Source organism: Pantoea vagans (assembly GCF_004792415.1).
Classification (GTDB): domain Bacteria; phylum Pseudomonadota; class Gammaproteobacteria; order Enterobacterales; family Enterobacteriaceae; genus Pantoea; species Pantoea vagans.
This window is the reverse complement of sequence record NZ_CP038853.1, coordinates 2,113,055-2,132,285: the sequence shown is the minus strand read 5'-3', so window position 1 is coordinate 2,132,285 and position 19,231 is coordinate 2,113,055. Positions and strand designations below refer to the sequence as shown.

The window sequence follows — 19,231 nt, the reverse complement described above, 5'->3', positions numbered from 1 at the left end:
AGCTGATGACGATTAAGCAGTTATTGCAGGAGGCCAACGCCATTCAGATTGGCATCGACGCCACGGACTGGCGTCAGGTTATCGCGCTGGCCGCCGAACCGCTGGTCAGCGGCGGTTATCTTGATGCCACCTATCCTGATGCCGTGATCGCCAATACGCTGGCTCACGGCGCTTATTATGTGTTTGAGGAGGGGATCGCCATTCCTCATGCGCGACCGGAAGCGGGGGTGCTCCGCGACTGTTTTAGTCTGATCCTGCTGAATGAGCCGATCTCATTTGAAGGCAGTGATAAGGCGGACATCGTGATTATGTTTGGCGCACGCGACAGCAACGCGCATATCGAAGAGGGGATCCGCGCGATTGTGTCGCTGCTGGAGGATGAGGAGACGCTGGTCCGGTTACGTCAGGCCAGCAGCGTGGCGGAGGTCATCGACATTCTATGACGCAAAACATCCCCCCCAAACGTGTGGTACTGGTTAACGGTATTCCGGCATCGGGTAAAAGCACTCTGACGCACGCGCTGTCACAGCACTTTGGCTGGCCGGTGCTGACCCTCGACAGCCTGAAAGAGCCGTTTATGCACGCTTTTGCGCCCGTCGATCGCCAGCGTAACCGGCAACTGGGCTGCGCGGCTTATCAGGCGATCTGGAACATTGTCGGCCAGGCACCCGCCAGTCAGATCTGGCTGATCGACGCCTGGTTTGGCTTTCAGCCGCGCACGCTGCTTGAGCAGGGTCTGAAACAGGCGGGCGTCGAAGAGGCGCTGGAGCTGTGGCTGAAGATCGCGCCGGAGGTGGCGGTGGCGCGCTATCAGGCGCGGCTGTCGCAGCGGCTGCCTGGCCATCCGGGCGCTGAGTATCTGCCGGAGCTGCGCCAGCTGGCGCAACAGGCCCGGCCGATGGCGCTGGGGCCGGTGTGCGAAGTGAATGCCTGCAACCAGGATCACGCGGCCGTTATCCACTGGCTGCACCAGCAACTGACCAGAACCCGCTACACTTCAGCTCATCATCAGATGAGTGAGGAGTTGCAGGATGTCATCACCCCCGTATCTGCAAACCGGTGAAAGCGCCGTGCTCTATGACGGCGTCTGTAAACTGTGCAACGGCTGGGTTCAGTTTCTGCTGCGTCACCATCTGGCGCGGCAGGTTCGTTTTGCCTCGGTGCAGAGCGAGCAGGGCAAAGCGCTGCTGCGCTGGGCCGGACTGCCGGAAGAAAACGTCAGCACCATTGTCTATATCGCTGGCAATCAGCACTGGCTACGGGCGCAGGCGGTATTCCGCGTGATGCAGCATCTGCCAGCCCCGTGGCGCGGGCTGGCGGTGCTGCGCCACTTTCCGGATGCCATCGGTAATTTTGCTTATGACCGCATCGCGTTAAACCGCTACAAACTGTTTGGCCGCTACAGCAGTCAGCACGCCATCCAACCCGATTATCCAGGACGCTTTCTGCATAAGGTGGAGCCGTCCGTTACATCGGAAGGGTAAAGACCGTGCGGTAGCGGCTGTCGTCGCTCTGCCAGGCCTCAGCGACCTCACTGAGTGGCCGCGACTGGAAGGGGATGGCAAATCCATGTGATGCGGCGGCCTGAAGCATTTCCCCTATTGAGGCGATCAGCTCACGGTCTGGCACGCTGCCCAGCCCGCTCCCCATCAGCGTTAAGCCGGATGAACGCAGCAGTTTACTGTGCAGAGAAATCTCCTGTCCGCTCAGTGAACCAATCTGGACAAAGCGAACCACCTTGTCACCACCGCGTACCGCCGCCGTCATGATCGCCAGTGCACTCTCACCCCACAGATAATCCAGCACCACATCAACGCCTTCCGCCATCAGAGAAGGAAGCTCTGCCGATAATGCATCCAGCGTCAGGGTGATATCAGCACCCTCACTCTGTAGCTGTTCCAGAGTCTCCCGGTTACGGCCTGTGGCAATGATTCTGCCTGCGCCCAGCGCACGGGCAATGCGGATCGCCAGACGTCCCGAGGTGCCGGTGGCTCCATTGATCAGCACGGTCTCGCCAGGACGCAGTGCCGCCCGACGGGTCAGCGCCGCCCAGGAGGACATGCCCGGATTCGCGAGAGCGGCAGCCAGTACCAGATCCAGACCGGCAGGCAGTGGAATAATATGTTCACTGTTGACCACAGTTCGCTCGGCCATGCTGCCTGTCGCGGCGTTAAACGTCAGAAAATAGACCGGCTCGCCAGTATCGAGATATCCGGTACCGTCAATGCCGGGAATAAACGGATAGTGCGCTACAGAGCTGTAGTGGGTGCCTGCCGCGCGGGCCTTTGCCAGCTGGCTGAGTGCCGCAGCGTTGACCGTCACCCGCTGCTGATGCTCACCGGGCTGGGGTTCCGGCATGTCGCCGTAGTAGGGTTGTGCGCCTGCCTGCCCGATTATTGCTGCTTTCATTGTTTATTATCCTTCTGTTCAGGAGTTAATAGGTGTAAAGTACACACATTATTCCTGCCTCTGGATGGCGTCAATGAAAAGCGTGCAAAATACACATAAATACGATGCACTGCATGATTGTCTGCTGACAATTGCGGGCGCGCTTAACCGGCCTCAGCGCGATATGGCGATGATTAAAGCGGCGGGTATTGAGCTGGATCGGGCACTGTTTCCACTGCTGGTTCAGGTCAGCCGGTTCGGGCCGATCGGCGTGGGCGAGCTCGCCGATCGGGTGGGTCGTGATTACAGCACGGTCAGCCGTCAGGTAGCGAAATTAGAGGAGACCGGGCTGGTCGTGCGGCAGAAAAACCGGCAGGACAAAAGGATCAACGAAGCCGCAATCACTGCGGCTGGCAGGGCGATGACCGATAAAATCGATGCGCAACGGGTGCAGGTTTATCAGCGCATTTTCCTCCACTGGCCAGAGAGCGACCGCGAGACGCTGGAACAGTTGCTCAGTAAATTCGTTAGCGATTTCAGCCAGACGGAAGGCGATGAAAATGATGATGACAAGCCTGATGCGGTTTAGGGGAAGAGGAATGTATGCCGGTTAATTTCGATCTCAACGATCTCTACGCGTTTCGCGCGCTGGTGGAGTTTGGCAATTTTCGTCTGGCGGCGGAATCGATCTGCCTTTCACAGTCGGCACTGAGCCGCCGCATCGATAAGCTGGAAACCACGCTGGGGATCAAACTGTTTGAGCGGACCACGCGCCGTGTCACGCTGACGCTGAAAGGACATGCGTTTGCGCAGCGTTCGGAAAAGCTGCTGGCCGATTTTGAAGAGGTGATGGCCGATCTCAGTGAAGTGAGCTTAGCCCGCACCGGCCTGATTACCGTCGCCTGCGTGCCGTCAGCCGCTTACTACTTTATGCCCAACATCATCCGGCTGTTTCAGGCGCGCTATCCCCGCGTACGAGTCAAACTGGTCGACAGCAGTGCGGCCAACGTCTATGACGCGGTGATTGGCGGTCAGGCCGATTTCGGCATCAGCTTTTCCAGCCGCTCGCAGCCGGATGTGCACTTCCAGCCGCTTATGGACGACCCTTATGTGGCGGCCTGTCGGCGTGACCATCCGATAGCAGGCAAAAAGAGTCTGAGCTGGCAGGCGTTTTATCAGTATGAATGGGTCGGACTGGATAAAACCTCCGGCAATCGCAACCTGCTGGACCAGGCGTTGCAGGCGATCATGCCGGAGAAGCCCTGTGTCTGTGAAACCCGACACGTCACCACCATGCTGGGGATGGTTGAGGCGGGGCTTGGCATTGCTGCCGTCCCCGCTATGTCGATGCCCGGCTACGATCACGCCCTTCTGATGGCGGTGCCGTTAACCGATCCGCAGGTGAAACGCACCGTCGGACTGCTGCGTAAAAATGGCCGGGTGCTCTCGCACATCGCGAGCGAACTGGAAAACCTGATTATTGAACAGTATCAGCGACTTTAGCCGGTTTTGACGCCTTCACGCTGTGCAGGCCGCTGGCGTGCACGGCCTGCTGTGCCTCAGGCGAGGCGAGCCAGTGCAGCAGCTTCGCCGCCTCGTCCGGCTGCGCTGACCTGCGTACTACGGCACCGGCGAAGCGGGTGGTGTACTGCAGCGTGTCCGGCAGTTCGCCAATGAACGTTACGCCGGAGACCGGCAGCAGTTCACTGACCTGCTGAAAGCCGATAGCGTATTTACCCGCCGCGACCTCGGAGGCCACCGGGATGCGCTCAACCTTCACCGCTTTCGCCTTCACCTGATTCTCAATGCCCAGTCGGCTGAACAGCTGGCTGCTGACATATTTGCCGCTGGCGCTGTCGGAGTAGGCGATGGAAGAGGCGTTCAGCAGGGCAGTACGCAGCTCGCTCTCGCTGCCGATTTTCACCGGCGTGGCACCCTGTTTTATCACTGCACCGATGCGCGAGTCCGCCAGCTCAACCCGTGAACCCGGCAGCGTTGCGCCCTTTTTTTGCAGATCGCTTAACGCATCGCCAACCATAATCACCACATCAGCCGGTTCACCACGCGCCAGCCGCGCCGGAATCGCCTGTGGCGTCTTGCCCATCGACGGGCCGGCAACCGTGTTTATGGTGATCCCTTCACGCTGGGCAAAGCGTGGCGAAAGCGTATCCCATGCCGCTTTAAATCCGCCGGAAATCATTACCGTCAGCTCTTTTGCCTGCGCCGTGGTGCTGCCCGCCACGCTGAACAGCAGGGCAGCGTAGAGCGACATCGTTTTCAGTTTCATCTTCAGTTCCTCAGCTAACGGTTTTATGGGCAGGCGATACGACACTACGGGTGCGACGATAGAGATAAAGTGTCGCGCCCAGCGCACAGACAGCCGCAAAACTCATCCAGTAGCCAGGCGAGGCTTTGTCGCCGGTCAGTTCGATCAGGCCGGTCGACATTACCGGGGTAAAGCCACCAAACACCGCGGTTGCCAGGCTGTAGGCCAGCGAGAAGCCTGCCACGCGGACTTCCCCTGGCATGATTTCGGTCAGCGCCGGGATCATCGCGCCGTTGTAGAGACCGTAAATCATCGAAAGCCATAGCAGCACGCCCAGCATCATAGAGAAGCCCGGTGCCGCTGCCAGCAGGCTCAGGGCCGGATAGCTGGTGGCGATCGCCAGCAGGGTCATGGCAATCAGGACAGGTTTACGGCCAAAGCGGTCGGAGATCGCGCCGCCAATCGGCAGCCAGATGAAGTTCGACACCGCCACCAGCAGCGTCACCAGCAGGCTGTCCGAGGCGCTCAGCAGCAGGACTTTCTTGCCAAAGGTCGGGGCATAAACCGTAATCAGGTAAAACGCCGTGGTGGTCATCGCGACCATCAGCATCCCGGCAATCACCACCTGCCAGTTACTGAGCAGGATGCGGAACACCTGTTTCACATCAGGATGACTGCGGCGATTGCTGAACTCCTGCGTCTCTTCCAGCTTGCGACGCAGCACGAAGATAAACGGCACAATCAGGCAGCCAAACAGGAACGGAATACGCCAGCCCCATTCGCGGATAGCGCTCTCTTCCAGCACGGCGTTGAGAATAAAGCCCATCGCCGCCGCCACCATAATCGCGACCTGCTGACTACCCGACTGCCAGCTGGTGTAGAAGCCTTTGCGGCCCGGCGTCGCGATCTCGGCCAGATAAACCGACACGCCGCCCAGCTCTGCACCGGCGGAGAAGCCCTGCAGCAGCCGGCCGATCAGCACCAGCAGCGGTGCCCACAGGCCAATGCTCTGGTAAGAGGGGATGAGCACGATCATAAAGGTGCCCGCCGCCATGATGGAGAGCGTTACGATCAGCCCCTTGCGACGGCCGACCTTATCGATGTACGCCCCCAGCACCACTGCGCCGATGGGGCGCATCAGGAAGCCTGCACCAAACACGGCAAAGGTCATCATCAGTGAGGCAAACTCACTGCTGGCCGGGAAAAAGGTATGGGCGATATAGGTGGCATAAAAACCGAACAGGAAGAAATCAAACTGTTCGAGGAAGTTGCCCGAGGTAACACGAAATATAGCGCCAATCCTGGCGCGGTGAGTCATGGGTGAGGTTGTCTGCATCAGTAACTCCAGTAAGGTATGACGCTTTTTGCCGCGCCTGTGACTGAAGAGTGGATCAGCGCCCGGCGCTGAATAAGTGCAAAAATGACAATGATTAATGTGTTCGCTGCATGATTGCCTGGCGTTACCATTTAAAAGCATTATGATTCATAAGGTTATATGCACCTGTCGATTTTGTCGGCGTGTTATCGACTCTGAGGTGAGTTTGCGGAAATGTGACAGAATTCATAAGCCTGTTACGGGCTGATAAGGGGATTCCAGGCAGTCTGAGGCCGCCCGCGCAGAGCCTGGCAGCAAAGGGTCTCTGAACTCAGGCGTGATGTGTCAGCGAAGTGTGATATCGAAAACCTGACGTAAATGCCTGGCGCCCACCGCAGTAAACGTCACTTCACGGTAGCCAGGCTGTCGGGTGAGCCAGCCCTGCACCTCAAAGGCGGTTAACAGCGCTGCGCCTGCGTAGCTGCCGAGATGAAACCGGCGCTCACTCCAGTCGAGACAGCCACAGCACGCTTTGCGGCGTCCGGGCTGCGACAGATCAATTTGCAACGCCGCAAACTGCTGTTGTCCATAAAGGGTGAGCGCGCTGCCCTCCGGCGTGATCCAGCCCTGCTGTGCCATTGCGGCGTAGATCTGCACCGCGACTTCACCCGCCAGATGGTCATAACAGGTGCGGGCAGTGCGCAGTGATGTCGGCGTCGTGCTCTGCGGCGCGGCGATCCGTCGCCACGACACCCCCATCATGTTCTCAATCAGCGTTGCGATGTCACTGCCGGTCAGCCGGTAATAGCGGTGACGGCCCTGTGCCAGACAGACGATCAGGCCGCTGTTAATCAACCGGTTCAGATGCGCGCTGGCGGTGGAGGGGGCAACATCGGTGACGGCGCTAAGTTCCGTAGCCGTCCAGGCGCGTCCATCCATCAGCGCTGACAGCATCTTTACCCGAGACGAATCGGCCATCGCGGCGGCGACGCTCACAATTGCGTGCTCAAGCGCGTCGCTGTCGTCCGTTGCGTGATGGTGTTGCTGTGTCGTCATCAGATTATGGAGCCCATTCTGTGGTCAGCCCGGCGGCTGATTGATTGTTATCGGTGATCAGGATTAGCTGGTTAGCGTGATCGCTGTATTGCACCAGAATGTTGATCCCGGCATCGGCCAGGCGTGTCGTGATCGCCCCCAGTTCGCCAGGACGCTGCTGCGGTAGCCTGCGAATTAATGGGACATTTACAGCCTCGACGGTGATCCCCTCCGCTTCCAGCACGGCACGCGCCCGTTCACCTTCCGCAACCAGAAAATGGGCATGGCTCTGCGCACCAGACGAGAACAGGCCGCCGCCTTCCAGCCCGATTGCATGACGGCCCAGCAGCGTGGTGAGTCGGGAAAGGGTGCCTGGACTATTTTGCAGGATCACATGAATATCGAACATGTTAATTTACTCCCTGTTGTGAGGCATATTCTCTGACCAGCGCGGCGATGCGAATGCGATAACCGGCAAAGAGGGTTTCACGACCTTCACGCTGCGCAGCCTGGTGGCAGAGGTTACGTTTCCAGGACTGCACCGCGGCGTCATCGCGCCACCAGGAGAGCGAGAGGATTTTTTTCTCATCACCCAAACTCTGAAAGCGCTCAATAGAGATAAATCCATCAATGTCCTTTAACAGCGGACTCAGGTCGGCGGCCAGTTGCAGATAACGCATCTGGTGTTCGGGGCGGGCTTCAGCTTCAAACAGTACGGCAATCATCGCTATCTTCCTTTAAACGAGAGTAAAGAGGGTGATGGCACAAAAATAGCGGGCGGAGCGAACCGATGCTTCGGCCGGAACCGAAATATGGCTGTACGGACGAACGTCAGCCAGGCAACGCATTCTTACAATGGAGCAGACGATATGTTCAGTGGACTCAGCGCCTTTCCCCTTACTCCCTTTGCAGAGGGCAGACCCGATGAAGCCGCCTTTCTGCGGCTGCTGAGCAGGCTGACGGAGGCAAAAGTTGACTCCCTTGGCGTGCTGGGTTCAACCGGCAGCTATGCGTATCTGACCCGCACGCAGCGCAGGCGCATCGCAACGCTGGCGGTTGAACATGCAGATTCGATTCCGGTGATGATCTGCGTAGGTGCGGTGAGCACCGATGAGGTGCTGGCGCTGACTGAAGATGCGCAGCAGGCGGGTGCTGCCGCATTACTGCTGCCGCCGCTGGGTTATCAGGCATTGAAAGAGGAGGAAGTGTTCGCGCTTTATGAGACCGTGACGCGTCACGCCTCGGTGCCAATCTGTGTCTATGACAATCCGGGCACGACTCATTTTACGTTTTCTGATGCGCTGCTGGGCCGGATCGCTCAACTGCGTGGCGTGGGTTCAGTGAAAATTCCGGGTGTACCGGCGGAGCAGTCCGCAGCGAATGATCGCCTCGCGCAACTGCGCAACACGCTGCCTGCTTCCGTATCGATTGGCGTTAGCGGTGATGCCTCTGCCGGCAACGGGTTGATTGCAGGCTGTGATGGCTGGTATTCGGTGTGCGGCGGGCTGTTTCCGCGCGTTGCAAAAGCGATGACCGGGGCGGCAGCCGCAGGTGATTTTGCGAGCGTCAGAGCACAGTCCGATCGTCTTGAGCCGTTGTGGACACTGTTCCGCCAGCACGGCGGAAGTTTCCGGGTAATCAGCGCTGCGGCAGGGCTGCTGGGGCTGACCGAACGCGACTGCCTGCCGCGTCCGCTATTGCCGCTTTCCGCTGCCGATTGTCGGGAGATTGCTGACGTGCTTGCCGCTCTCGATCTCTCCTGATAGCAGAAGACGTTAACCGTGGCGCACCAGGTGAAAGCCTTCTTCCTCCTGCGGCGGTTCAAAATAGCGGGTAATCAGCGCAAACTGCTCGTCCGTGGCGGCAAAGGCGTGTTCGCCGCCCTGATTACGGGCGTGCAGACGCGATTTACACAGTGCGTCCGGCACGTCCAGATAATGCAGGCGATGATCGGCAGAGGACGCCTCTATCACTGAGCGCATCCAGTCACGATTCGCCCGGGTGTTGGCCGGAAAATCGAGTACCACCGAGACACCCGCGTTAAGCAGCGCCACCAGGTGGGGCGTTATCGCCTTCCTGAGTTTTGCCGCAACGCGCACGTAGTCGGCCACTGAATGCATCTCGTCCTGCCAGAGCGCGGCCAGCCACTGATCCTCGCTGATGACCACGCAACCCGGTAAAGCGCCCAGTTCCGCTGCCAGCGTCGATTTCCCGGAGGCAATTTTTCCACACAGCAGATGCAGTGTGGCAGGTGCAGAAGTCATGATCGTGTCACTCCTTTAACAGGTGGGTAATAAACCGTACGGCCGGTGTAAGGCGCGTCTCGCCGATGCGCGATTCAGGCTAACAAACGCAGGGAGGGATAAGCAATCAGAGGCGGGGAGGGCTGGTGAGTAACCCCGGATTAACCGCCCGAAACAGCATCCGCTGCTGTGGGCAATCTGGCGTTGGGAACAACAGGCAATGTTTACATGAAAATGAATACGCCTGAACGGCGACGTGCGGTCAGGCGAATGTCCGGAGTAGTAATAAAGGTCCTGAAGCGTAGTGAATCTGCGCTAAACCGCCAGCCACAGGCTTCATTTTTGTGCCATCAGCAGCGTCAGCAGTTCACGGCAGCACGCTTCTTCTTCTGCGCTGTCCGCAGAGGCCAGATGACGCAGCAGTTCCATGCAGCTTTTTTCTTTGCCTGCTTCCAGTAACTCCTCAATCAGAAAATTAAGTTTGTCCTGCTCAGAGGCGGCAAAGGATGATGTGAACTCATTTTTGACCGGGATGGTATGGTTCACCGGCAGGGTCAGGGTGTTTTGCATTGGCATATTATTGTCCTGTTTCGGGTTAAAAAACGCACTGGTGTTGCTATTAAACTTATACAACGATCCTTATTTTGTACAGAAATCTGCCTGAATGATTTTTAAGCCGGCGCTAAGCGTAGCGCGGCTGCAGAGGAAGTGCTGGCTAATCATTCAGTTAGCAGTGAAGAGAAATTCAGAAAAATTGCACCGGTTTTAAGTCAAATCCGGCGGGCAGGGAAAAGAGACAACATCAGGTCAGTTCAACAAACGGCCCATCGGGCCGCGTCGGTTATTTAGCAGCGAGGAAATCTTCGCGTTGCGGCGTAAAGGTATCCAGCAGCACACCCGCCTCAAGACAGACGCAGCCATGAACCACATCAGGTGCTTTGTAGAGTGTATCTCCTGCGCCGACTTCCCGCGTTTCACCGTCAATGGTGAAGGCAAAGCGTCCGCTCAGTACATAGGTTAGCTGCTCATGGGGATGGTGATGCAGCGGGCCAGTCGCCCCTTTTTCAAAACGGACTTCAACCGCCATCATGGTGCCGCCATGTGCCAGCACGCGGCGGGTCACGCCATCACCCAAATCGTCCAGTGGCTGGTCTTTATGATAGATAAACATCGGAATCCTCATGCGGTAACAGGCACTGCAATGGCCGTTTTGTGATGGCTCTCACAGCGCGCAGGTGAATTAGCCCATGCACTTTAGTGCTTTTTCATTAAAATGAAACAGTGTTTCAATTAATTTATAAGGGTAGATCATGAAAATCGCATTAATGATGGAAAACAGCCAGGCCGCTAAAAACGTTACCGTGCTGAAAGAACTGGAAGGCGTCGCACAGCCGCTGGGCCATCAGGTCTTCAACGTCGGGATGAGCGATGAGCAGGATCACCATCTGACTTACATTCACCTCGGTATTCAGGCCAGCATACTGCTCAACAGCCAGGCGGTGGATTTCGTGGTCGCGGGCTGCGGCACCGGACAGGGCGCGCTGATGTCGCTGAACATCCATCCGGGCGTGGTCTGCGGCTACTGTATCGATCCTGCCGATGCTTACCTGTTTGCGCAGATCAACAACGGCAATGCCTTATCCCTGCCATTTGCCAAAGGGTTTGGCTGGGGTGCAGAACTGAATCTGCGCTTTATCTTTGAAAAAGCGTTCACCGGCGAGAAGGGCAATGGCTATCCGCCAGAGCGTAAAGAGCCGCAGGTGCGCAATGCCGGTCTGCTGAACCAGGTTAAGGCTGCAGTGATCAAAGATAACTATCTCGACACGCTGCGCGCTATTGATCCTGAACTGGTGCGTACCGCTGTCAGCGGCCCGCGTTTCCAGCAGTGCCTGTTTGAGCATGGCAAAAATCAGGAGATCGTTGCCTTTGTGCGTCAGCTGACGCACTAAGTCCTCCGATTTCACGAGGCCGGTCTGACCGGCCTTTTTTTATTCTCTTTCCTGACCTCCGCTGACTTTCAGCCTGCCACATGAGTGTGGCGACTCGCCTCGACCAGCATCCGCGTATAGGGCATCGCAGCGCGATCCGCCACCAGCGTCGGCACATCCAGCGTCTCCAGCACTTTGCCCTGTTGCATCACCGCCACACGATGGCAAAGATGCGCCACCACGCCGAGATCGTGCGTCACCATCAGATAGGTCAGGGTCTCCTGCTGCTGCAGATCGCTGAGCAGGTTCAGGATCTCCGCCTGAACCGAAACATCCAAAGCAGAAGTGGGCTCATCCAGCAGCAGTACGCGCGGCTCCAGTATCAGCGCCCTGGCAATCGCCACGCGCTGACGCTGGCCTCCTGAAAGCTGGTGCGGATAGCGCGTCTGCCAGGCGCGATTCAGCCCGACCTTATCCAGCATCGCCACCACCCGCTGCTGGCGCTGCCCGATACCCTGAATCTGCAACGGCTCTTCCAGGATGTCGCCCAGCGTGTGACGCGGATGCAGCGAACCGTAAGGGTCCTGAAACACCATCTGTACCTGACGACAGCGCGCCCGATCGATGCGGTGCGCCAGCGGCTGGTTATCAATGCTCAGCTCTCCCTGCCAGTGAGTAAATAATCCCGCCAGGCACTTCAGCACCGTGGTTTTACCCGAGCCCGACTCGCCCACCAGCCCGAAAACTTCACCCTGTTTCACCTGCAGATTTACGTCGAACAGCACCTGATTCCGGCAATCGTCGTCACCAAAACTCAGGCTGAGATTTTTCACATCAATCATCGCGAACTCCTTAGTCCGTCAACCAGCTGGCATGACGTTGTAATACCGGCAGGCGTGTACGACGGTGATCAAGGTCGGGCAGTGCCGCCAGCAATCCCTGGGTATAGGGATGCTGCGCGTGGTCAAGCTCACTGGCGGCCAGCGACTCCACTACGCGTCCGGCGTACATCACCAGCACCCGATCGCAGAAGCTGCGTACCAGACTGATATCGTGGCTGATAAAAATCAGTCCCAGCCCGCGCGCCTTCACCAGATCGTCCAGCAGCGCCAGCACCTGCAGGCGAACCGAGACATCCAGCGCAGAAGTCGGCTCATCGGCAATTACCAGTTCCGGCTCGGTGATCAGCATCATAGCGATCATCACGCGCTGCCCCTGACCGCCGGAAATTTCATGCGGATAAAGCTGATAGACCCGTTCGGGATCGCGGATCTGCACCTCCTCCAGCATCGCCAGCGTCCGCTGACGCGCCGCTGCTTTCTGACCGCGATGATGACTGCGCCAGGCTTCGGCGATCTGCTCGCCCACCCGAATCACCGGGTTCAGGGAATATTTCGGGTCCTGCATAATCATGGAGATGCGTTTGCCGCGAATGGCGCGCATCTGCGCCGGGCTGGCGTGCAGCAGGTCGATATCACCAAACTGCATCCGGCTCGCCTCGATGCGCGCCCTGGCCGGATGCAGCTGCAGCAGGGCGCGGCCCACGGTCGATTTACCGGAGCCGGACTCGCCGACAATCGCCAGCTTCTCCTGACCGAGCTGAAAGGAGACGCCGCGCACCGCCGGGGTGATCTGGCGTCCGTTAACAAAGTTCACGTGCAAATCGCGCACGTCGAGCAACGGCGAGGCGTTACTCACTGCGGGGATCGAGCAGGTCACGTAGGCCATCTCCTAAGAAGTTAAATGCCAGGCTGTTAATCAGGATCGCCAGACCGGGCACGGTAACCACCCACCAGCACTCCAGCATGTAGGTACGGCCGCTGGCGATCATCGCGCCCCATTCCGGATCCGGCGGCTGTGCGCCCAGTCCGAGAAAACCCAGCCCGGCAGCGGTGAGGATTATGCCCGCCATGTTCATGGTGATGCGGATAATCACCGAGGGCAGGCAGAGCGGAATAATATGCTTCCACAGCACCCGCAGCGGCGACGCGCCCTGTAATCGCACCGCTGAGATGAAGTCCGCCTGACGCAGCGACAGCGTTTCGGCACGCGCCAGACGGGCGATCGGCGGCCAGGCAGTGAGGGTAATGGCAATCACCACATGCTCCAGACCCGGACCCAGCGCCGCAACAAATGCCAGCGCCAGTACCAGGCTGGGAAAGGAGATGAAGATATCGGTGACACGCATCAGCACGCCATCGACTTTGCCGCCAAAGTAACCCGCGGTAACGCCCAGCAGCAGGCCCAGCGGCCCGACGGTCACTGAGACCAGCAGCACGATGTAGAGCGTGATGCGCGCCCCCCACACCAGCCGGCTGAAGATATCCCGGCCAAACTCATCGGTGCCGAACCAGTGGGCTGTACCGGGCGGCGTCAGGGCGTTATCCAGATCCTGAATCAGCGGGTGATACGGTGCGATCCAGGGCGCAAACAGCGCCACGATGCAGAGCAGCAGCACAATGCCGCCGCCGATGGCGGTCAGGGGATTACAGGCCATGCGCCACAGGAAAGTGCCGCAGCGGGCAGCGAATCGCCGGCAGCGCGCCAGCCGCTCGCGGGTGTGACCGGCAGAAGGGGTGTCAAAGGAGATCGTCATACTTTGGTCCTCGGATCGAACACCTGATAGAGCAGGTCGGCGATCAGGTTAAGCAGCACAAAGATCAGGCCGACTACCAGCACGCAGCCCATCACCGCATTCATATCACCCAGCATCAGGCTGCTGGTGAGATAGGAGCCAAAACCGGGCCAGGAGAAGACGGTTTCAATCAGCACGGCACCCTCCAGCAGCGAGCCATAGGCCAGCGCCACCACGGTCAGCAGCTGAACCAGGATATTGCGAAACGCGTGCTGCCAGATCACCTGCCACTCGGTCAGGCCTTTGACACGCGCGGTCAGAATGAACTCCTGTGACAGCTGCGCCAGCATAAAGCTGCGCGTCATCCGGCTGATGTAGGCCATGGAGTGAAAGCCGAGCAGCGAGGCGGGCAGTACCAGATGATTCAGCGCATTCCGGAACACCTGACCGTTGCCCGCCAGCAGGGCATCAATCAGCATAAAGCCGGTGCGACGCGGCACGATGCCATCAAGGCTGAAGTCCACCCGGCCAGCACCGCCGACCCAGCCGAGATGGGCATAGAACAGCAGCAGGCCCATCATGCCGACCCAGAAGATCGGCGTGGAGTAACCGGCCAGGCTGAGCATCCGCACCACGTAGTCGATGACGCTGTTACGCCGCGCCGCCGCCAGCACACCCAGCGGTACGCCCAGCCCTGCGCCAATGACAATTGCCAGCGTGGCCAGCTCTACCGTGGCGGGAAAGACGCGCAGGATGTCATGCACTACCGGCTGGCCGGTGAGCAGCGCGTGGCCCAGGTCGCCATGCAGCAGGGCATTAAGATAGAGGCCAAACTGCACCCACAGCGGTTTATCAAAGCCAAGCTGGTGGTAGACCTGCTGATAAGTGGCCTGATCGGCGTCGGGGCCGACTATCGCCAGCACCGGATCCAGCGGCATTACCCGGCCAATAAAAAAGGTCAGCAGCAGCAGGCCGAAGAGCGTGATCAGCACCTGCACCGCGCGATGGCTGATGCGGCGACACTGATTTCGTGTCAGGGTCATCATCATGGTGTGCCTCCCGCCAGGCTGTCAGGCGTTTTCCAGACGTCGCGCAGGAAGGTGGTCGCAGAAGGATGGGGCTGATACGCCTGTACCCGGTTACTGACCACCACGGAGTCAAGCATTTGTGAAATCGGCATCAGCGCAGGCACCAGCTGGTCATAGCGCTGCTGGATGGCGAAATAAGCCTGCTGCTGGCGGGTTTTGTCGCGTTCCACCAGCGCCTGATCGATCATGCGGTTGAGCTGCGCGTCGTAGAAACCGGTACGCCAGCCCTGGAAATTGGTCAGCCGGGCGCTGTCGGCATTGTTCGGGTTGTAGACCAGCGCACGCAGGCTGGAGTGGGGATGCGGCTCCACGCCGCTGCCGCCGCGTCCGACCAGCAGGCTGAACTGGCGATCGCGCATCGCACCATAAATCTGGTTGCCGGTGCCGGTAATGATTTTTGCCCGGATGCCGCCCTGCAGCAGCGTTGACTGAATGGCGATGGCGATATTCAGGAACGGCTGATCGGCCAGCACCCGCAGCGTAGTGTCAAAGCCCTCCGGATAACCCGCTTCAGCCAGCAGCGCACGGGCGCGCTGCACATCGAGCCGGTAACCGGGGTCGGGCAGCGTGGCGGGCATCCCCGCCTGAATCGGGCGCTGGTGCAGTTCGCCATAGCCGGTCATCAGGCTTTTATTGATGCCCTGATAATCGACCAGATAGCGGACCGCCTCACGCACCTTAATATTGTCAAAGCGCGGATCGTTCATGCTCATCGCCAGGTAGTAGATTGTCCCTTTTCTGACGGCATCGATGGTGAGATCGGGATCGTGACGCAGGGCGCGCACATCGGGGATTGCCATGTTGCTGGCGATATCGAGATCGCCTTTCTGCATCATCAGCCGCAGGGTCTGCGACTCCTGCAGATGGCGGAACACCACCCGCGACATCTTCGCCTCACCCCGCCAGTAGTCTGCCGAGCGACTCATCCGCAGCACATCTTTTGCCTGCCAGACATCCAGCAGGAACGGGCCGGAACCCGCTTCATGCGTGGTCAGCCAGCGGTTGCCCCAGTCGCCATCGACCTCATGCTGCTGCACGGTTTTGCGGTCCAGCACCACCATGCTGCCCAGCGCCGCCAGCGAGTAGATCACCAGTTGCGGATCGTTAGGCTTAGGCAGGGTGATCACCAGCGTGCGGTCGTCGGGGGCGGTGATCATCTGGTCCACATTCTCGCGGCTGAAACCGTAGGACTTCCACACCGACGCCTGCGCCAGATTCAGATGCAGCACCCGGCGCATCGACCAGACCGCATCAGCGCTGGTGAGCGGATTGCCGGAGTGAAACCTGACGTTGTTGCGCAGGTGGAAGGTCAGGGTGCGGTTATCCGGACTGACTGACCAGCGTTCCGCCAGCGCCGGGCGCACTTCGGTGAGCTGCTGCGGATTCAGCTCCACCAGGCCGTCATAGAGATTCACCACAATGCCGACCACCTCGTTGCCGGTCATCGCGGCCGGATCCAAGGTGAGCAGGTTGTTCATATTCATGCCGACGATCAGCTGGTCATCCGGGGTCTTTGCCTGGATTGACGCGCTCGTGAGCATCAGCAGCGTGATCAGCCACGCGCCACATCGTTGTGTCAGGGTCATAGGTAAAGTCCAGCAGGTCAGAGGTTTTTCCCGTTTATCGCGTCATCAGGGCTGCGCGGCAACGGGGTTATTATTGTTTGCCGTACTTCATTACCAGCGGTTCAGCGTGTGGGTCTCAATCCAGCTGAAGTTGATATCCTCTCCCAGCCCGCTGCGGGTGGGCAGGGTGACAAAGCCCCGATCGTCCATCGGATCAATCAGGCTGTTGAGATACGCAGGCGGCGTCTCATAATCCAGGAAGGGATGCAGCAGGCCGCGCTCATACCAGCGGCAGTTACGAATAGCCCCGACCACCGCCAGGCTGGCTGCGCCGTTGCCGTGGACTTCGCAATCCATGCCGAAGGCCTCCGCCAGACTGGCAACTTTCATCGTGGCGGAGATGCCGCCTACGCCATTGGCCCCGGCACGCAGAATGTCGCAGGCACCGGCACGGACCCAGTCGGCGCGGCTGTGATGTTTGCCGCCCAGGCTCTCCGGGCCGAGCACGTCGATTGAGAGGTTGTCCGCCAGCCAGGCGTAAGAGGCCATGCTCTCCTCCTCCATAGGCTCCTCGAACCAGGTGAAGTTAAGCTTCTCCAGCGCCTTGCCGATGGTCAGCGCGTCACTGCGGCTGTACCAGTGGTAGCCATCCAGCATCAGTGCGATATCCGGGCCAACCGCTTCACGCACCGCTGCGCAGGCTTTAATGTCCATGGCCGGGCTGGGCGCAAAGGCAACCGGCGGCATCCAGGTGTGCAGCTTGATCGCCTGATAGCCCCGTGCCACCAGCTTTTCCGCGAACTGTGCATACTCATCCGGCGTCGATAAACCACCGCTCAGCTCGTCGCCGCACATGGTGCTGCCGTAAGCCGGGATCTTCTCGCGATAGCCGCCCAGCAGTTTATGCACCGGCTGTTTCAGCCTGCGCCCAATCAGGTCCCACAGCGCCTGCTCAACAGCGGAGAGGGCACGCTCGGTAAGCTGGTGGGCGCTGCCGCGCTGCCAGTGCACCAGATCCTGCCACAGACGCTCGCGGTCAAAGGCGTTCTGACCGATCAGCACCTTGCGAAAGAAGGCATCAACCACATGTGATCGCACGACTTCCGGCGGCGCAAAGGCGTAGCCGCAATCGCCATCCTCGCTGGTCAGGGTCAACAGCGCCATCTGCGCATCATTTTCCGGGCCGGGATGGGAGTGGCCGGCGCTGTCGGCAACGCGCCGGGTGGGATAGGTAAAAAGGGTGACATCTATGGCGCTGATTTTCACGGTTACGCTCCTGTGGCTGGCTGTCCTGATGAATTATTAAAACGCTGTTTCATTTTCAATCTAGCGCTCACAATTCATTAACGCACTGGCCAAATTGATACGATTAACGGCTAATATGTGTGCAGCCGCCCAGGGTGTTGTGAGCATATTCACGAAAGCTATCCGTTTTGTGAGCAGCAACACGCTGCGCTTTTTCCCTGATTAAGCTCGCTGTTAATGGCCGCTCAGCGCGTTAACCTCGTCGCAAAAAACATTTAACCGCATGACTTCCCCTGAACGCTGTTTTAGGTGATAGTAACGCCGCTTTACATTAATAATTCTCATTATCATTTGTGCGGGTTTTCATAATGAAAAAATGGTTTTTAGCGCTGGGGCTGCTCACGCTGGCAGGGACGGCTTCGGCCAAAATGATTACCGATGTTGCAGGCCGTCAGGTCGAGGTGCCGCAGGAGGCAAAGCGCATCATTCTGGGTGAGGGCCGTCAGATCTATCTGCTGGCCGCATTTGATACCGACGCCCCGTTCAGTCGGGTGATTGGCTGGCGTGATGACCTTCACAAGGCGGACTGGGACGGTTATCAGGCCTATGAGAAGCGTTATCCGGAAATTAAAAAATTACCGACCTTCGGCGGCGCAAAAGATGGCACCTTTAACGTCGAGCAGGCGCTAACCCTGAAGCCCGATCTGGTGCTGATGAATCTGGAGTCGAAAGCGGCGACCGATGAAGGCAAGCTGATTGAAAAACTGCAGGCCGTGGGTGTGCCGGTGGTGTTTATCGATTTCCGTGAAGCGCCGATGGTTAACGCGGAGAAAAGTATCCGCATCATGGGCGAACTGGTGAACAAACCGGAACGCGCGCAGGAGATCATCACTTTCCGCCAGCAGCAGATTGACCTTGTCACCTCGCGGCTGAAGAACTTCACCGGCTATCGCCCGAAAGTGATGATCGACCGCGCAGGCGGCTACAGCGACGAATGCTGTATGTCGTTCGGCAATGAGAACTTTGGTCAGATGGTGGAGATCGCAGGCGGTCGCAACATCGCGAAAGACCTGATCCCTGGCACCTTCGGCACGGTTAACCCGGAGCAGATTATCGCCAGCCAGCCGGATGTGGTGGTGGTGACCGGCGCAAACTGGAAGAACTACAACACCGTGGGCAAATGGGTCGGCGTCGGTCCGGGTGCGAATGTCACCGACGCGACGGCGCGTCTTAAGGCACTGATGATGCGCGATGCCTTTAAAACCCTGCCGGTGGCGCATAACGGCAACGTCCACGCCATCTGGCATCAGTTCTATGACAGCCCGTATCAGTTTGTGGCGATTCAGGCGCTGGCGAAATGGCTGCATCCTGACCTGTTTGCCGATGTCGATCCGGATGCCACCTTCCGCGCGTTCCACGAGAAGTTCCTGCCGCTGCCTTACCAGCCAGGCTACTGGGTCACCTTACCCGCCGATAAGCCCTGACTGACCGGCGATGACAGGGACGTCATCCGCCTGATTTGCAATTCCCTCCGAATAAACCCTCTGTTTCTCTTCAGATTTACTAATCTTTTACAGGCGCGG

At 58.8% G+C, this 19,231-nt stretch carries 23 protein-coding genes; 8 read left to right on the top strand and 15 right to left on the bottom strand.

What is annotated here, in order from left to right:
- Nucleotides 1–5: 5 nt before the first annotated feature.
- From EGO56_RS09930 to EGO56_RS09920, 3 genes are read left to right on the top strand one after another with little or no spacing between them, the layout of a single operon-like run.
- The gene (locus tag EGO56_RS09930) at nt 6–443 is read left to right on the top strand and encodes a PTS sugar transporter subunit IIA (RefSeq protein ID WP_033783053.1); all 438 of its coding nucleotides are present in this window, start codon (nt 6–8) and stop codon (nt 441–443) included.
- On the top strand, nt 440–1,063 hold the full coding sequence (locus EGO56_RS09925) for a P-loop nucleotide/nucleoside kinase family protein (protein WP_135908863.1): 624 nt from the start codon (nt 440–442) through the stop codon (nt 1,061–1,063). The genes EGO56_RS09930 and EGO56_RS09925 overlap by 4 nt, the downstream gene beginning before the upstream one ends.
- Nucleotides 1,032–1,484 (top strand): thiol-disulfide oxidoreductase DCC family protein, encoded by a 453-nt coding sequence (locus tag EGO56_RS09920; protein WP_135908860.1) that lies wholly within the window; start codon nt 1,032–1,034, stop codon nt 1,482–1,484. The genes EGO56_RS09925 and EGO56_RS09920 overlap by 32 nt, the downstream gene beginning before the upstream one ends.
- Here the strand turns inward: EGO56_RS09920 and EGO56_RS09915 are convergent.
- Entirely contained in the window at nt 1,468–2,409 is a 942-nt protein-coding gene (locus EGO56_RS09915; protein WP_135908858.1) for a quinone oxidoreductase family protein, read from the bottom strand. The genes EGO56_RS09920 and EGO56_RS09915 overlap by 17 nt on opposite strands.
- Nucleotides 2,410–2,482: 73 nt before the next feature.
- Here EGO56_RS09915 and EGO56_RS09910 point away from each other — a divergent pair, with 73 nt between their 5' ends.
- Complete coding sequence (locus EGO56_RS09910) at nt 2,483–2,977, top strand: MarR family winged helix-turn-helix transcriptional regulator (RefSeq protein WP_135908856.1); 495 nt, start codon at nt 2,483–2,485, stop codon at nt 2,975–2,977.
- 14 nt (nt 2,978–2,991) lie between these two features.
- The gene (psrA, locus tag EGO56_RS09905; protein WP_135908854.1) at nt 2,992–3,891 is read left to right on the top strand and encodes an L-proline-binding transcription factor PsrA; all 900 of its coding nucleotides are present in this window, start codon (nt 2,992–2,994) and stop codon (nt 3,889–3,891) included.
- Here psrA and EGO56_RS09900 read toward each other — a convergent pair.
- The 5 genes from EGO56_RS09900 to EGO56_RS09880 all read right to left on the bottom strand — a co-directional run bounded on the left by EGO56_RS09900 (nt 3,866) and on the right by EGO56_RS09880 (nt 7,729).
- The gene (locus EGO56_RS09900) at nt 3,866–4,675 is read right to left on the bottom strand and encodes a substrate-binding domain-containing protein (RefSeq protein WP_135908852.1); all 810 of its coding nucleotides are present in this window, start codon (nt 4,673–4,675) and stop codon (nt 3,866–3,868) included. The two genes, psrA and EGO56_RS09900, sit on opposite strands and share 26 nt — an antisense overlap.
- Before the next feature lie 10 nt (nt 4,676–4,685).
- Nucleotides 4,686–5,993, bottom strand: coding sequence for an MFS transporter (tcuC, locus tag EGO56_RS09895; RefSeq protein WP_135910557.1), 1,308 nt, complete (start codon nt 5,991–5,993; stop codon nt 4,686–4,688).
- 321 nt (nt 5,994–6,314) lie between these two features.
- Nucleotides 6,315–7,025 carry an ArsR/SmtB family transcription factor gene (locus EGO56_RS09890; RefSeq protein ID WP_135908851.1) on the bottom strand — a complete coding sequence of 237 codons (711 nt, stop codon included), beginning with the start codon at nt 7,023–7,025 and terminating at the stop codon, nt 6,315–6,317.
- A 4-nt stretch (nt 7,026–7,029) separates the two neighbouring features.
- Nucleotides 7,030–7,413 (bottom strand): amino acid-binding protein, encoded by a 384-nt coding sequence (locus EGO56_RS09885; protein WP_135908849.1) that lies wholly within the window; start codon nt 7,411–7,413, stop codon nt 7,030–7,032.
- A 1-nt stretch (nt 7,414) separates the two neighbouring features.
- On the bottom strand, nt 7,415–7,729 hold the full coding sequence (locus tag EGO56_RS09880; protein ID WP_135908847.1) for an antibiotic biosynthesis monooxygenase family protein: 315 nt from the start codon (nt 7,727–7,729) through the stop codon (nt 7,415–7,417).
- 144 nt (nt 7,730–7,873) lie between these two features.
- Between EGO56_RS09880 and EGO56_RS09875 the strand changes: the two genes are divergently transcribed.
- On the top strand, nt 7,874–8,767 hold the full coding sequence (locus EGO56_RS09875; protein WP_135910556.1) for a dihydrodipicolinate synthase family protein: 894 nt from the start codon (nt 7,874–7,876) through the stop codon (nt 8,765–8,767).
- A gap of 12 nt (nt 8,768–8,779) precedes the next feature.
- Here EGO56_RS09875 and EGO56_RS09870 read toward each other — a convergent pair whose 3' ends face one another.
- The 3 genes from EGO56_RS09870 to EGO56_RS09860 all read right to left on the bottom strand — a co-directional run bounded on the left by EGO56_RS09870 (nt 8,780) and on the right by EGO56_RS09860 (nt 10,418).
- A complete protein-coding gene (locus tag EGO56_RS09870) occupies nt 8,780–9,268 on the bottom strand; it encodes a P-loop nucleotide/nucleoside kinase family protein (protein ID WP_135908845.1) in 489 nt (162 codons plus the stop codon).
- A gap of 315 nt (nt 9,269–9,583) precedes the next feature.
- Nucleotides 9,584–9,823: a hypothetical protein gene (locus tag EGO56_RS09865; RefSeq protein ID WP_013357838.1), complete on the bottom strand. Its 240-nt coding sequence runs from the start codon at nt 9,821–9,823 to the stop codon at nt 9,584–9,586.
- A 265-nt stretch (nt 9,824–10,088) separates the two neighbouring features.
- Nucleotides 10,089–10,418 (bottom strand): cupin domain-containing protein, encoded by a 330-nt coding sequence (locus tag EGO56_RS09860; protein ID WP_135908843.1) that lies wholly within the window; start codon nt 10,416–10,418, stop codon nt 10,089–10,091.
- A 139-nt stretch (nt 10,419–10,557) separates the two neighbouring features.
- Between EGO56_RS09860 and EGO56_RS09855 the strand changes: the two genes are divergently transcribed.
- Nucleotides 10,558–11,196, top strand: a complete 639-nt coding sequence (locus EGO56_RS09855) for an RpiB/LacA/LacB family sugar-phosphate isomerase (protein WP_135908841.1) — start codon at nt 10,558–10,560, stop codon at nt 11,194–11,196.
- 68 nt (nt 11,197–11,264) lie between these two features.
- On the opposite strand, the gene EGO56_RS09850 is transcribed toward EGO56_RS09855, so the two are convergent.
- The 6 genes from EGO56_RS09850 to EGO56_RS09825 all read right to left on the bottom strand — a co-directional run bounded on the left by EGO56_RS09850 (nt 11,265) and on the right by EGO56_RS09825 (nt 17,669).
- Entirely contained in the window at nt 11,265–12,017 is a 753-nt protein-coding gene (locus EGO56_RS09850; RefSeq protein ID WP_135908839.1) for an ABC transporter ATP-binding protein, read from the bottom strand.
- Nucleotides 12,018–12,027: 10 nt separating this feature from the next.
- The gene (locus tag EGO56_RS09845; RefSeq protein WP_135910555.1) at nt 12,028–12,894 is read right to left on the bottom strand and encodes an ABC transporter ATP-binding protein; all 867 of its coding nucleotides are present in this window, start codon (nt 12,892–12,894) and stop codon (nt 12,028–12,030) included.
- The gene (locus EGO56_RS09840; RefSeq protein WP_135908837.1) at nt 12,866–13,771 is read right to left on the bottom strand and encodes an ABC transporter permease; all 906 of its coding nucleotides are present in this window, start codon (nt 13,769–13,771) and stop codon (nt 12,866–12,868) included. Before EGO56_RS09840 ends, EGO56_RS09845 begins: the two co-directional genes overlap by 29 nt.
- Entirely contained in the window at nt 13,768–14,799 is a 1,032-nt protein-coding gene (locus EGO56_RS09835; protein WP_185948856.1) for an ABC transporter permease, read from the bottom strand. The genes EGO56_RS09840 and EGO56_RS09835 overlap by 4 nt, the downstream gene beginning before the upstream one ends.
- The gene (locus tag EGO56_RS09830; RefSeq protein WP_135908835.1) at nt 14,796–16,424 is read right to left on the bottom strand and encodes an ABC transporter substrate-binding protein; all 1,629 of its coding nucleotides are present in this window, start codon (nt 16,422–16,424) and stop codon (nt 14,796–14,798) included. The genes EGO56_RS09835 and EGO56_RS09830 overlap by 4 nt, the downstream gene beginning before the upstream one ends.
- Before the next feature lie 90 nt (nt 16,425–16,514).
- Nucleotides 16,515–17,669: a mandelate racemase family protein gene (locus EGO56_RS09825; protein ID WP_135908833.1), complete on the bottom strand. Its 1,155-nt coding sequence runs from the start codon at nt 17,667–17,669 to the stop codon at nt 16,515–16,517.
- A gap of 347 nt (nt 17,670–18,016) precedes the next feature.
- Here EGO56_RS09825 and EGO56_RS09820 point away from each other — a divergent pair, with 347 nt between their 5' ends.
- Nucleotides 18,017–19,132 carry an ABC transporter substrate-binding protein gene (locus EGO56_RS09820; RefSeq protein ID WP_135908831.1) on the top strand — a complete coding sequence of 372 codons (1,116 nt, stop codon included), beginning with the start codon at nt 18,017–18,019 and terminating at the stop codon, nt 19,130–19,132.
- Nucleotides 19,133–19,231 lie beyond the last annotated feature (99 nt).

Bases quoted from the DNA above. Each gene is read 5' to 3' on its own strand.
- EGO56_RS09925 (WP_135908863.1), top strand. From the start codon at position 440: ATGACGCAAAACATCCCCCCCAAACGTGTGGTACTGGTTAACGGTATT.
- EGO56_RS09860 (WP_135908843.1), bottom strand. From the start codon at position 10,418: ATGTTTATCTATCATAAAGACCAGCCACTGGACGATTTGGGTGATGGC.
- EGO56_RS09890 (WP_135908851.1), bottom strand. From the start codon at position 7,025: ATGACGACACAGCAACACCATCACGCAACGGACGACAGCGACGCGCTT.
- psrA (WP_135908854.1), top strand. From the start codon at position 2,992: ATGCCGGTTAATTTCGATCTCAACGATCTCTACGCGTTTCGCGCGCTG.
- EGO56_RS09865 (WP_013357838.1), bottom strand. From the start codon at position 9,823: ATGCCAATGCAAAACACCCTGACCCTGCCGGTGAACCATACCATCCCG.
- EGO56_RS09915 (WP_135908858.1), bottom strand. From the start codon at position 2,409: ATGAAAGCAGCAATAATCGGGCAGGCAGGCGCACAACCCTACTACGGC.
- EGO56_RS09910 (WP_135908856.1), top strand. From the start codon at position 2,483: ATGAAAAGCGTGCAAAATACACATAAATACGATGCACTGCATGATTGT.
- EGO56_RS09870 (WP_135908845.1), bottom strand. From the start codon at position 9,268: ATGACTTCTGCACCTGCCACACTGCATCTGCTGTGTGGAAAAATTGCC.
- EGO56_RS09885 (WP_135908849.1), bottom strand. From the start codon at position 7,413: ATGTTCGATATTCATGTGATCCTGCAAAATAGTCCAGGCACCCTTTCC.
- EGO56_RS09830 (WP_135908835.1), bottom strand. From the start codon at position 16,424: ATGACCCTGACACAACGATGTGGCGCGTGGCTGATCACGCTGCTGATG.
- EGO56_RS09840 (WP_135908837.1), bottom strand. From the start codon at position 13,771: ATGACGATCTCCTTTGACACCCCTTCTGCCGGTCACACCCGCGAGCGG.
- EGO56_RS09930 (WP_033783053.1), top strand. From the start codon at position 6: ATGACGATTAAGCAGTTATTGCAGGAGGCCAACGCCATTCAGATTGGC.
- EGO56_RS09875 (WP_135910556.1), top strand. From the start codon at position 7,874: ATGTTCAGTGGACTCAGCGCCTTTCCCCTTACTCCCTTTGCAGAGGGC.
- EGO56_RS09900 (WP_135908852.1), bottom strand. From the start codon at position 4,675: ATGAAACTGAAAACGATGTCGCTCTACGCTGCCCTGCTGTTCAGCGTG.
- EGO56_RS09920 (WP_135908860.1), top strand. From the start codon at position 1,032: ATGTCATCACCCCCGTATCTGCAAACCGGTGAAAGCGCCGTGCTCTAT.
- EGO56_RS09880 (WP_135908847.1), bottom strand. From the start codon at position 7,729: ATGATTGCCGTACTGTTTGAAGCTGAAGCCCGCCCCGAACACCAGATG.
- EGO56_RS09850 (WP_135908839.1), bottom strand. From the start codon at position 12,017: ATGATTGATGTGAAAAATCTCAGCCTGAGTTTTGGTGACGACGATTGC.
- EGO56_RS09855 (WP_135908841.1), top strand. From the start codon at position 10,558: ATGAAAATCGCATTAATGATGGAAAACAGCCAGGCCGCTAAAAACGTT.
- EGO56_RS09835 (WP_185948856.1), bottom strand. From the start codon at position 14,799: ATGATGATGACCCTGACACGAAATCAGTGTCGCCGCATCAGCCATCGC.
- EGO56_RS09820 (WP_135908831.1), top strand. From the start codon at position 18,017: ATGAAAAAATGGTTTTTAGCGCTGGGGCTGCTCACGCTGGCAGGGACG.